This window comes from Gordonia sp. 135 (genome assembly GCF_009720185.1).
GTDB classification, from domain to species: domain Bacteria; phylum Actinomycetota; class Actinomycetes; order Mycobacteriales; family Mycobacteriaceae; genus Gordonia; species Gordonia alkanivorans.
Genome location: NZ_CP046257.1, coordinates 337203 through 349204, shown reverse-complemented (window position 1 = coordinate 349204; position 12002 = coordinate 337203). Strand labels below are relative to the sequence as shown.

10 protein-coding genes are annotated in these 12002 nt (G+C 67.4%); 6 read left to right on the top strand and 4 right to left on the bottom strand.

Features of this window, described 5'->3' with window-relative positions; genetic code table 11:
* Positions 1 to 50: 50 nt before the first annotated feature.
* The gene (locus GKZ92_RS01450; protein ID WP_035754465.1) at positions 51 to 1460 is read right to left on the bottom strand and encodes a DHA2 family efflux MFS transporter permease subunit; all 1410 of its coding nucleotides are present in this window, start codon (positions 1458 to 1460) and stop codon (positions 51 to 53) included.
* Positions 1457 to 2284, bottom strand: a complete 828-nt coding sequence (locus tag GKZ92_RS01445; protein ID WP_155225675.1) for an acyl-CoA thioesterase — start codon at positions 2282 to 2284, stop codon at positions 1457 to 1459. Before GKZ92_RS01445 ends, GKZ92_RS01450 begins: the two co-directional genes overlap by 4 nt.
* Positions 2285 to 2338: 54 nt before the next feature.
* On the opposite strand from GKZ92_RS01445, the gene GKZ92_RS01440 reads away from it, so the two are divergent.
* Together GKZ92_RS01440 and GKZ92_RS01435 are read left to right on the top strand one after the other, a co-directional pair.
* Positions 2339 to 2815: a winged helix-turn-helix transcriptional regulator gene (locus GKZ92_RS01440; protein WP_006358750.1), complete on the top strand. Its 477-nt coding sequence runs from the start codon at positions 2339 to 2341 to the stop codon at positions 2813 to 2815.
* Positions 2816 to 2908: 93 nt separating this feature from the next.
* Positions 2909 to 3787, top strand: a complete 879-nt coding sequence (locus GKZ92_RS01435) for a TIGR03619 family F420-dependent LLM class oxidoreductase (protein ID WP_035754460.1) — start codon at positions 2909 to 2911, stop codon at positions 3785 to 3787.
* 61 nt (positions 3788 to 3848) lie between these two features.
* On the opposite strand, the gene GKZ92_RS01430 is transcribed toward GKZ92_RS01435, so the two are convergent.
* Positions 3849 to 4202 carry a nuclear transport factor 2 family protein gene (locus GKZ92_RS01430; protein ID WP_006358752.1) on the bottom strand — a complete coding sequence of 118 codons (354 nt, stop codon included), beginning with the start codon at positions 4200 to 4202 and terminating at the stop codon, positions 3849 to 3851.
* A 118-nt stretch (positions 4203 to 4320) separates the two neighbouring features.
* Between GKZ92_RS01430 and GKZ92_RS01425 the strand changes: the two genes are divergently transcribed.
* The 4 genes from GKZ92_RS01425 to GKZ92_RS01410 all read left to right on the top strand — a co-directional run bounded on the left by GKZ92_RS01425 (position 4321) and on the right by GKZ92_RS01410 (position 10578).
* Entirely contained in the window at positions 4321 to 5103 is a 783-nt protein-coding gene (locus tag GKZ92_RS01425; protein ID WP_035754458.1) for a helix-turn-helix domain-containing protein, read from the top strand.
* Between the two features lie 321 nt (positions 5104 to 5424).
* Complete coding sequence (locus GKZ92_RS01420) at positions 5425 to 7032, top strand: ABC transporter substrate-binding protein (RefSeq protein ID WP_230461880.1); 1608 nt, start codon at positions 5425 to 5427, stop codon at positions 7030 to 7032.
* A 1-nt stretch (position 7033) separates the two neighbouring features.
* Entirely contained in the window at positions 7034 to 7999 is a 966-nt protein-coding gene (locus tag GKZ92_RS01415) for an ABC transporter permease (RefSeq protein WP_035754296.1), read from the top strand.
* Complete coding sequence (locus GKZ92_RS01410) at positions 7996 to 10578, top strand: ABC transporter ATP-binding protein/permease (protein ID WP_035754294.1); 2583 nt, start codon at positions 7996 to 7998, stop codon at positions 10576 to 10578. Before GKZ92_RS01415 ends, GKZ92_RS01410 begins: the two co-directional genes overlap by 4 nt.
* 1 nt (position 10579) lies before the next feature.
* On the opposite strand, the gene GKZ92_RS01405 is transcribed toward GKZ92_RS01410, so the two are convergent.
* The gene (locus GKZ92_RS01405; RefSeq protein WP_035754291.1) at positions 10580 to 11983 is read right to left on the bottom strand and encodes a phytoene desaturase family protein; all 1404 of its coding nucleotides are present in this window, start codon (positions 11981 to 11983) and stop codon (positions 10580 to 10582) included.
* Positions 11984 to 12002: the final 19 nt, after the last annotated feature.

Here is a 12002-nt window from a genome sequence, read left to right as displayed (position 1 = left end):
TTGTTGCGGCAGTCGGTCCCGTATTCCGGTACCAACTGCCGCAACTTTTTTCAGAGCCCGGCGCGCGGGGTCATGCCGAGCGCGGCGACACCACCGACCACCCCGATTCCGGCGAGCACCCACCACGCCGAGACGAACCCGTCGTGCACGTCGTCGTAGAGAACCGCGGTGCCGACGATCGCGACGAACACGCTGACACCCAACGACATTCCGATCTGGCGGTTCATGCTGACCACCGCACTGCCGGTCGCCGCCTGATGGGCGGGTAGGTCGGCCGTCGCGGAGGACAGGATCGACGGCAGCGCGAATCCGACACCGGCACCGCCGATGAGCCAGCCGGGCAGCATCTCGGTGGCGAAGTCCGGGGTCGCGTCGACCGACAGCGCGACCATCCCGATCCCGACCGCGAACAGGACACAGCCCGCGGCCACGATGACGCCCACCGGAATCCTCGCATTGAGGCGATCGGCGACCGCCGCGAAGATCGGGACCATCAGCGGTCCGGTGGACACCGCCAACCCGGTCGTGATCGCCGAGAACCCCCAGACCTGTTGTAACCACAGGATGTTGGCGAGCAGCGCGCCGGCGAACGGAATCGAGACGAGCAGGATGGCCACGTTGGCGTAGGAGAAGGCCCGAACCCGCAACAACGCGGGGTCGATGACCGGTTCGGCGTGGCGTCGGGAACTCAGCACGAACCCGGCGAACGCCACCAGCGCAACGAGCCATGCACCGATGATGCGGGAATCCGACCAGCCCCATTCACTCCCCTGCACCAGACCCAAGGTCAGCCCACCCACGGCCACCACGAGCAGACCGGCGCCGAGAGCATCGGGAAACGCAGTCACAGAATCGTTTCGGGAGCGGACGAGAACGAGCGCACCCGCGATGAGAGCGGCGATGCCCACCGGGATGTTCACCAGGAACACCCACCGCCACGACGCCTCCACCAACACGCCTCCCACAGCGGGACCGAAAGCGGCGGCGAGCGCACCGGTGGCCGCCCAGATCTTCACACCGCGCGCACGACGCTCCGGCGGCAATGTCGACACCACCAGCCCGAGGCTTGCCGGCGTCAGGATCGCCGCACCGACGGCCTGCAGCGCACGGAATGCGACGAGCCACCAAACACCCTGTGCTGCAGCGCAGGCTGCACTGGCGACGGTGAACAGTGCGAGACCCAGAAGGAACCCACCTTTACGGCCATAGCGATCGACGATCCGGCCCGCCGGGACGAGGAGCGCCGCATAGAGAAGCGCGTACGCGTTGAGGATCCACGACATCGCGGACAGGCTCGCGCCGTCGAAGTCGGCACTGATGTCGTCGAACGCGACGTTGACGATGAACACGTCCAGGCTGGCCATGAACGCGGCGCCGGACAGGATGAGCAGCGTGAGCCCGGGACGGGCGAGAACCGGTGACGCTGCGGCGGAGTCGGTTTCGGTACGCGTGGAGGTCATGGGGCCGACCACCCCACGACGCGGCGGCTCTGGCGCGCGGAAGCGAGGAGCCGCCCGTTGCGGTCACGGAGGGTGGTGTCGTCGACGGACCAGCCGCCCGACGTGGAGATGTTGCGGGTGTGCACGAGGACCGGCGCCGGTTCGGGATCGTCGAGCGCTGCGGTGATGTGCATCGAGAAGGCGACGGTGGGGATGGCCAGGGGTGCGGTCAGTGTGGGGAAGACCGCGGGCGGCAGACAATCGGCGAGCAGGCCGAGGTAGGCCGCGTCGAGCGCCATGGGGGCACGCGTCGAGATCCACGCACGCATCCACGGGTCGTCGGCGCCGGTCAGCGGCAGCGGGCCATCGACCGGGCGAAGGTCGAGGTGACCGCCCATGGGGACGATCTCCGGCGGGATGTCGAACTGCGCGAGCCCTTCCGGACCCGGCACGGCCGCCGTGAAGTCGACGATGTCATCGGCAGCGGCGTCGCCGACCCGCCCCGCCGTCACCGAGGCGATCGCGATCTCGGCGGTTCCCTGCGTGACGGCCACGTCGACGATCCGCGTGTGCCGGCCGACCTCACGGACCGACGGCGTCAGGATGAGTTCGCCGCCGGCCGGTTTGCCGACGAACCGCAGGTCCACCGCGCGGACCGACGCCCCCGGCACCGCATCGGCTGAGACGTGTACGGCGAGCGCGACGATCGCCCCGCCGAACGGGCCCGACCAGCCCCACCAACTCTCGTCGATGGTTGCCGCCCACCTCCCCGAACCGACCGGCAACGCCCCGAATTCTCCCGCCAGACCACCGGCAGCGTTCCACTGCCTGCTGAGTTGTTTCATGCAACTCATGCAAGCAGGTTGAGTTGCTTCACGCAACCCACTATCGTCGAGGGCATGCGCCGCGCCTCTTTCACCGACATGAACTGCTCGGTCGCCCAGAGCCTGGAGATCGTCGGCGAGTGGTGGACCCTGCTCATCGTTCGCGATGCCCTGTTCGGCGTGACTCGGTTCGACGAGTTCTCGACGCGGCTCGGTATCGCCCGCAACGTCCTGACCCAGCGTCTCGACACCCTCGTCGAGCACGGCGTGATGACCAAGGAGCCCTACCAGGACAACCCGGTCCGCTACGACTACCGCCTCACCGACAAGGGGCGTGACCTGTGGACCGTCGTCACCGCGCTACGGCAATGGGGCGACAAGTGGACCACCGACGACGGCGCGCCGGTGGAGTCGACGCACACCTGCGGCGACACGATGACCGTCGAGCCGCACTGCTCGGTCTGCGGCGAGCACGTCGAACTCGCCGACCTCCGCGTTCGCCCGGGGCCGGGCGCGCGGGAGAACAACCCGCTTTCCGGGTTGCATCGATAGCTCCCAGCTGCGTCGATGGCGGACTCTTCCCGAGCAAACTAGAACGTGTTCTACTGTGGGGAGAGTTCCGTCTGGACGTCCTTGAGGAGCATGATGCGGTTCACTTTCGCCGAGGCCATGACCGACCCGTCGTACTACGCGCCGCTCGCGCAGGCCGCGGAGAAGGCAGGGTACGCCGGCTTCACCATCCCCGACTCGCTCGCCTATCCCGAGGAATCGGACGCCAAATACCCGTACACCCCCGACGGCAATCGCGAGTTTCTCGACGGCAAGGCGTTCATCGAGACCTTCATCCAGGCCGCGGCACTGGGCGCGGTCACCTCGACTATCCGCTTCACCCCGTTCGTGTTGAAACTTCCCGTCCGTCCGCCGGCCCTGGTCGCCAAGCAGGCCAGTTCGGTCGCCTTCCTCACCGGTAACCGCCTCGCCCTCGGCGTCGGCACGAGCCCGTGGCCCGAGGACTACGACTTCATGGGTGTCGACTTCCGCCGCCGCGGCAAGCGGATGGACGAGTGTATGGACATCATCCGCGGCCTCACCACGGGCGAGTACTTCGAGTTCCACGGCGAGTTCTACGACATCCCGAAGATCAAGATGACGCCCGCGCCCACCGAGCCCATCCCGCTGCTCGTGGGCGGCCACGCGGACGCCGCACTCAAACGAGCGGTGATCCGTGGCGACGGCTGGATGCACGGCGGCGGCCCGCCCGAAGAGCTCGACGCACTCCTCGAGCGCATCAACGAGATCCGCAAGGCGGAGGGCAAGATCGACGATCCGTTCGAGATTCACGTGATCTCGATGGACGCCTACACGGTCGATGGATGTAAGCGCTTGGAGGACAAGGGGATCACCGATGTGATCGTCGGGTTCCGCCTGCCCTACGTGATGGGTGAGGACACCGAACCGCTGCAGACCAAGATCGACCATCTGAACTGGTACGCCGACAACGTGATTGCGAAGGTCAACGACTGATTCGGTTGTGCAGCGGTCTCCGTGACAGTCCCCGACGTTGCGGCCGGCCCTCGACCAGCTGTCAGGCAGGCACCTTGTCGAGGAAGCCGCGAACGTCACGGATGCGCTGGTCCGCGTCGACCACCACCACGTCGAAACCGACGACGACCGGCTCCTCGCCGTCCGGGCCCAGACCCCATTGGAAACGAACCTGCTGATGGTGGGCATCGACCTCGCCCACGGAGGTGAACACGAAGCCCGGGAACTGGGCATGCACGGCCTGGATGGTCATTCCGACGGCTTCGCGGCCCTGCACCTCGGCAAGCGGGTCGACGTACGCGCAATCCTCGGACCAGTGATCGGCGAGAAGTTCGGCGCGTGCCGCCTCGTCGGTGGCGTTCCAGGTGTCGAGGTAACGGGTGACAATTTCTTTCATGGTGTCTTCCTTGTCTTTTCTCGAATGAGCTGCACCCGAAGTCTCACCGCTGGTCGACCGGCGGTCGATTACCCGCGAGGTCATGGTCGTCCTGATCCGGACTGCCTACGCTCGGGGCATGACTTCGACGGCGACAACTCCATCGGTCGGCAATGAATTGCGCCGCTGGCGCGAGCTGCGATCCCTCAGCCAGCTCGCCCTCGCCACGCAGGCGGAGGTGAGCACCCGGCATCTGAGCTTCGTCGAGAACGGACGGTCCCGGCCGACACCGGAGATGATTGTCCGTCTGGCAGAGGTGATGCGGGTACCCATGGGCGAGCAGAATCGACTTCTGCTCGCCGGAGGCTACGCTCCTCGCTATCCGCACCGTGCCACCGACGACGAGGCGCTCGCGCCGGTGATGGCCGGACTGCGGCGCTTGTTGGACGCCCACGCGCCGTACCCCGCTTTGCTCCTCGATGACCATTGGGACGTCGTCGATGCCAACGAGCCCGTCGATGCGCTGGTCACCGGTTGTGATCCCGGTCTGATCGAGCCGCCGCTGAACGTGATCCGGCTCTGCTTGCACCCGCGAGGACTCGCGCCGCGCATCCGCAACCTGCCCGCTTGGCGAACACACCTGATTCACCAACTCGAGCAGCGCATCGCCCACACCGGCGGTGACCCCGACCTGGTCTCACTCCTGGAGGACGTCACCGCCTACCCCTCCGACGGAACTCCACCCGCCCGATCGCTGGTCGACCCTGTCATCCCGATGGAGATCGAGGTAGGCGACGATGTACTCCGGCTCTTCAGCGTGACCAGCCAGATCGAGAGTGCATCAGACGTCACCCTCCGTGGGCTCCATCTCGAGACTTTCGTACCCGCGGACGACACCACGCGGCAGCTGCTGAGTCGGTGACAGGAAACTGAGCGGCCTCCGCACGCGCTGAGCACCCGGCCCAAGCCAGGCCGGCGAGTCTCGCCTCGCATCCGCGGAAAGACGGCGAGGCCCATGCTGTCCGACATCATGCGACTTCGCGATCACCTCCGAGGTCATGATTGTCCTTCTGAGAGTGCCGCTTTCGGATCAGGCGACTGGTGTCGCCCAGCAACTGCGCTTCGATGCTGCCACTGGGGGGCACCGGTCGGCGCTGTTGCACGGCACCTCCCCCTGGGGCAGACTGCAGACACGGACAATGCAGACCCCAGGTGTGAGCAATCACCGGGTGGGAGGACAGCGATGACCGATTCACCCGGTGGGTCGGCCTCGTGGTCGACGCAGGGTGCCGGTCGGGTGAACGGTTCGTCTCGCCTGAACAGGCGTACCTTCTTCAAGGCCGCGGGGGTCACCGGTACCGCGCTTCTCGGCGCCTCGGCACTCGCCGCATGCGGCGGGTCGTCCGTCTCGCCGAATACCTTGCGGGTCGCCATAGCAGGCGAACCCGATCAGCTCGATCCGCAGAAATCCAGCTCGTACTTCACCTTCGAGGTACTCGAGAACGTCTTCGACACCCTCGTCGAACCCGACGAGAACCTGCAGATGCAACCATCTCTCGCCGAGAGCTGGGAGGTGAGCCCCGACGCCAGGCAGTGGACTTTCCTCCTGCGCCCGGGGGTCACGTTCCACAACGGCGATCCGCTGACCGCAGCCGACGTCGAGTACTCCTTCCGCCGCATCCTCGACGAAGAACTCTCGAACGCCTGGAAACTCGAGGCCATCGAGACGATCACCGCACTCGACGACCGACGCGTGCAGTTCACGGTCCGGGAACCCACCCCGAACCTGCTGACCAACATCGGCGGCTTCAAAGGACTCGCGATCGTCAACCGCCGCAACGTCGAATCAGGCGCGATCGCGACGAAACCCGTGGGTACGGGCCCGTTCTCGTTCGTGTCCCGGTCCCCCGGCGCGTCGATCGTGCTGAAATCCAACCCCGACTACTGGGGTGGCCCACCCGCGATCGACGGCGTGAACTACAGCTTCATCTCGCAAGGTACGACGGCCGTCTCGGCACTCCGATCCGGTGAGATCGACTGGACGGACGCGATTCCCGCGCAGCAGCTGAGCATCCTGTCGCGCGACGACACGCTCGAGGTCGGCACGGTGGTCGCGAACGACTACTGGTACATCACGATGAACTTCGACGCCAAGCCGTTCGAGGACACCCGCGTCCGCCAGGCCGTCGCCTACGCCATCGACCGACCATCGATCGCGCAGGTCGTCGGATACGGCACCGCCACACCCAACGAACTCGCGATCCCCTCGACCAGCCCCTGGTTTGCCCCCTACGACCGCTACACCGCGGGCCTCGACCGCGCCCAAGCCGTCGACAAGGCGAAAGACCTGTTGCGCCAGGCCGGTATCCGGTCGATGGACATGCGGCTCATGGTGACCACCGAGTACCCCGAGACCGTGACCGCGGCGCAGGTCATCGCGTCGAACCTGTCCGACGTCGGCATCGCCGTCAAGATCGAGCAACTCGACTTCGGCGCGTGGCTCGACCGGCAGGCCGCCGGCGACTTCGACGCCCTGCTGCTCGGCTGGCTCGGCAACATCGACCCCGACGACTTCTACTACGCCCAGCATCATTCGGCGGGAACGTCGAACGCGCAGCAGTACTCGAACCCGCAGGTGGACGCCTTACTCGACCGGGGACGCACCGAACTCGACGTCGAAACCCGCAAGGGCATCTACGCCGACGCGGCCGGCCGGATCGCCGACGACGTGAGTTACCTGTACCTCTACAACCCGTCTGCCACGCAGGCGTTTTCGAAGGAGCTCCACGGATACACGGTCCGGTCCGACAAAGCCGTCCGGTTCCGGTCCGCCCGGCTGGAGAGGAGTTGATGTGACCGCGCTGCATTCCCCGCTGGTGCGATTCATCCTCATCCGGCTCGCCTACACCGTCGCCGTCTTGCTGGGGGTGATCGTCGCGGTGTTCTTCCTGATCCAGATCGTGCCCGGCGACCCGGTGCGCATCGCACTCGGCACGCGCTACACGCCGGAATCGTATGAGGCGCTTCGCAGTGCATCCGGCCTGGATCAGCCGCTCGCCAACCAACTGTTCGCCTACGTCGGCAATGCCTTCACCGGCGGTCTCGGGGTGAGCTTTCGCAACAGCGAACCCGTCACGACCATGCTGTTCGACCGGTTGCCCGCCACCATCACGCTCGCCCTCGCCGCCATCGTGGTGGCACTGCTCATCGCGATCCCGCTGGGGTCGTGGGCGGCTCTCCGCGAAGGCCGACTGGCCGACAACGTCATTCGCGTCATCAGCCAGTTCGGCATCTCGGTCCCGGACTTCTGGATGGGCATCCTGCTGATCGGTCTCTTCTCGACCGCGCTCGGCTGGCTGCCGTCGGCGGGATACCAGCCGTTCGCCGACGGGCCGCTCGGTTGGTTCGAGCATCTCGTCCTGCCCGCGGTGACGGTCGGGGTCGTGACGGGCGCGATCATGACGCGGTACGTCCGATCGTCGGTGCTCGAGGTCGTGAACACGCCGTTCGTCACCACCGCCGAGTCAAAGGGTCTGAGCAACAGACGGATCCTTCTCGACCACGTGGGTCGCAACGCGCTGGTGCCCGTCCTCACCATCTCCGGTATCCAGTTCGCCGGGCTCCTCGGTGGCGTCATCGTCGTCGAGGTCGTGTTCGCCTGGCCGGGCCTGGGACTGCTGGTCTACGACTCGGTCGCGGCCCGCGACTACCCGGTGCTGCAGGGAGCCATCCTGCTGATCGCGGTGATCTTCCTGCTCGTGAACCTCGTCGTGGACATCCTCTACGCCGTCATCGATCCGAGGATCCGGTTGTCATGACACCCACCGCACCCGACCCTCCCGCCGCCACAGATTCGGCCTGGCGCCTGCTGCTCCGCAATCGCGCATCGGTCGCGGGCCTGGTCATCATCGCGGTCGTCGTCGTCGCCGCGATCTTCGGTCCGCTGATCGCCCCGTACGGCGCCAACGCGATCGACGTGCCGAACGCGCTGCAGGCACCGAGTTGGTCGCATCTGTTCGGCACCGACGACCTCGGTCGCGACGTCTTTTCCCGGGTCGTGCTCGCGGCGTCGGTGAGCTTGCGGGTCGCGGTGATCGCCGTGGCGATCTCCCTCACGGTCGGCGTGATCCTCGGGATGGTCGCGGGTTTCGCCGGCGGGGTGCTCGACACGGCGCTCATGCGCATCGTCGACGTGGTGTTCTCGTTCCCCGTGCTCCTCCTGGCACTGGCGATCGTCGCGGTCCTGGGGCCCGGGGTCACATCGGCGATGATCGCCATCGGCGTCGTCTACATCCCGATCTTCGCTCGGGTCGCCCGCGCGGACACGTTGCGGGTGCGGCAGACCCAGTACGTGCAGTCGGCCCGGACGATGGGGGTGCGTACGTCCCGCATCCTGTTCAGCCATGTGCTGCCGAACATCTCGGGGCCGGTCATCGTGCAGACCTCGATCTCTCTCGCGTTCGCCATCCTGTCGGAGGCCGCACTGTCCTTCCTGGGCCTCGGTGTCCAGCCGCCCGATCCGTCATGGGGCCGCATGCTTTTCGATGCGCAGGGTTTCATCACCACCGCATGGTGGATGGGCGTCTTCCCCGGTCTCGCGATCCTGTTCACCGTGTTCGCGTTCAACCTGGTCGGCGACGGGGTGCGCGACGTGCTCGACCCACGGCAGCGCACGCTGCTGCGCAACCGGGGATACGACCGCACGTCCGTCACCGTCGCGACGGCGACGCCGAAGCCGGCACGCGCAGTCGCCGAGGATTCGGTGCTGGACGTGGAAGACCTCATCGTCGGGGTCGGACCGCGGGAGATCGTGCACGGCATCAGCTTCACGGTCGCACGCGGCGAGACTCTCGGCATCGTCGGCGAGAGCGGTTCGGGAAAGTCGTTGAGCGTGCTCGCCGCAACGGGTCTGTTCGACGCCCCGAGCGCCTACGTGCGCGGATCGGCTCGACTCGGCACCACCGAGATCGTCGGCGCCACCCCGTCGACGCTGCGTGCCCTTCACGGAATACGAGTGGGCTTCGTCTTCCAGGACCCGTCGTCGAGCCTCAATCCGCTTCTCACCGTCGAGCAGCAGCTCACCGAGGGACCACGCCGGCACCTCGGCCTCGGTCGCGCCGAGGCACATGACCGCGCACTCCAGTTGCTGCGCGACGTCAATCTGCCCGACCCCGAAAGCCGTTTGCGCGCATACCCGCACCAACTGTCGGGCGGCCAGCGCCAGCGCGTGATGATCGCGATCGCCCTTGCCTGCGACCCCGACCTGCTCATCGCCGACGAGGCGACCACGGCCCTCGACGTGACCACCCAGGCGCAGATCATCGATCTCGTCGCCGACCTCCAGCGCAAACGCGGCATGGCGGTGGTGTGGATCAGCCACGACCTCGGGGTGATCGGTCGGATCGCCGACCGTGTCATGGTCATGCGTTCGGGTCGCATCGTCCAAAGCCGCGACGTGGCAGCACTCTTCGACGACCCGCGGGACGAGTACAGCAAGAAGCTCCTCGACTCGCGGCCGTTGCTGAGCAAGGTCGAGGAACGCGACGCCGACCGGGGGCTGACGAAGGAAGTCGCCGAGAAACCCGTCCTGCAGGTGAGCGGGCTCGGCGTCGAGTACGTGGTGCGCGGACCGACGGGCCGGAGCATTGTGCACGCGATCGACGGGGTGGACCTCGAGGTGGCGCGCGGTCGGACTCTCGGCATCGTCGGCGAATCGGGTTCGGGGAAGTCCACGGTCGCAGGCGTTGTCACCGGCCTGATCGAGTCCGGTCAGGGGACGACGGTGACCGGAAGCGTGACGGTGTCGGTCGACGGACGCGAGGTCGAGGCGGTGGGCGTCCGGGGCGCGGACGAAGCACTTCTCCGGCGCCGGGTCGCAATGGTCTTCCAGGATCCGACCGCGCCGCTGGACCCGCGGATGACGGTCGCCGCGTCGATCGCCGAACCGCTCCGCGCCCACGGCCTGGCTTCGGGCCGCAACGAGATGCGGAGCCGTGCGGAGCAACTTCTGAACGACGTCAGCCTCGACTCCTCGTTCCTCGGCCGGTACCCGCACGAGATGTCCGGCGGCCAGCGTCAACGCGTCTGCATCGCGCGAGCTCTGGCGTCCGAGCCGGAGATCCTCATCCTCGACGAGTCGACCGCGTCGCTCGACGTCTCGGTGCAGGCGGGGGTTCTCGAACTGCTACGCGGCCTGCAGCGCGAGAAGGATCTGACCTTCCTGTTCATCGCGCACGACCTCGCCGTCGTGGAACAGATCAGCGACACCGTCGCGGTGATGCAGAAGGGCAAGGTCGTCGAGACCGGCCCGGCATCGCAGATCATGCACGACCCCGAAACCGACTACACACGAAGTCTTCTCGCCGCCGTCCCGCCGGAGGTTCCGCAGCGCGCGTGATCTACCCGCGCAACGCCGCCTCCGCGGCGCGGTATCCGCACATGCCGTGCACTCCCCCGCCCGGAGGAGTCGAGGACGAACACAGGTACACGCCGTCCACGCCGGTGGCGTACGGGTTGGGGGACAACCGGGGCCGGGCGACGAGGTGCCACAGATCATTCCGTCCGCCGCCGATGTCGCCGCCGACGTAGTTCGGGTTCTCGACCTCGAGCTCGGCTGGACCGATGCTCCGGGAGGCGCGGATGCGCGAGGAGAATCCCGGTGCGAAGCGCTCGATCTGCGCGGTGACCGCCTCGGTCGCGTCGCCGGTGTACCCGCGCGGCACATGGGCGTAGGCCCACAACGGTTTCCGATCACCCTTCGCCCGGGAGGGGTCGGCAAGCCACTGCTGGCCGATGAGGACGAACGGATCGTCGGGCATCCGGCCGTCGAGGACCGTGTTCTCCGCTCTCACCACCTGTTCCATGGTGCCGCCGAGATGGATGACGCCGGCACGGTCGCATCCCGGGGCGGTCCACCCGACCTCGCCCTCGACGACATAGTCCACCTTGAACGCCCCCGGTCCGCCCCGATGCCCACGATAGCTCCGGGCGGTACGCGACGGCTGTTCGGTGCCGAGGATGCGTTGCGCCGCTGTGGGGTCGGTGTCGAGCAGGACGATGTCGGCATCGAGGTCGGCGCGGCTGGTCACGGTGGTGCCGGTCTCGATCCGGCCGCCGAGATCGGCCAGCTTCGCGGCGAGCGCCCGGGTGATCGCGGCAGAGCCGCCCTCGGCCACCGGCCAGCCCTCGACGTGGCCGGCCGCGGTGAGCATCACGCCGCCCGCAGCGGTCCCGATCCGGTTCAGCCGCACGAACGGATGCGCGGCGATACCGATGAACAACGCGCGTGCCTGCGGGGTGGAGAAGGCTCGGGCCAGCAGGGTCGCCGGGAGTCCCGAACGGACTGCGAAGCCGGCGAAATCCAGCGGATGCCGCGGGATTCGCAGCATGGGACCGAGCGCGTCGTCGGCGATGGTGGAGAAGCGTTTCGCCACGGGCCCGAAGATCGCGCGCCACCGTCGACCGTCGGCGCCGAGCCCGGCGGCGGTCTTCTCGACCGACTGGTAGAACAGGCCGGCGGTGCCGTCGTCGAGGGGATGCGCGGCGTCGATCTCCGGCCGGAGGAAGCGCAAGCCGTACTGCTCGAGCCCGAGGGTTCGCAGATATGGAGACGCCGCACCGAGCGGGTGGAAGGCCGAACAGATGTCGTGCACGATGCCGGGCTCGAGCAGCTCCGCGCTGCGTGTGCCGCCACCGATCTCGTCGGCGGCCTCCAGCACGGTCACCTCCAGACCCGCCTGGGCGAGCCGGACCGCGCCCGCGAGTCCGTTGGGTCCTGCTCCGACTACGACGGCTCTTCGCATGCCGCCACGGTAGCCGCGA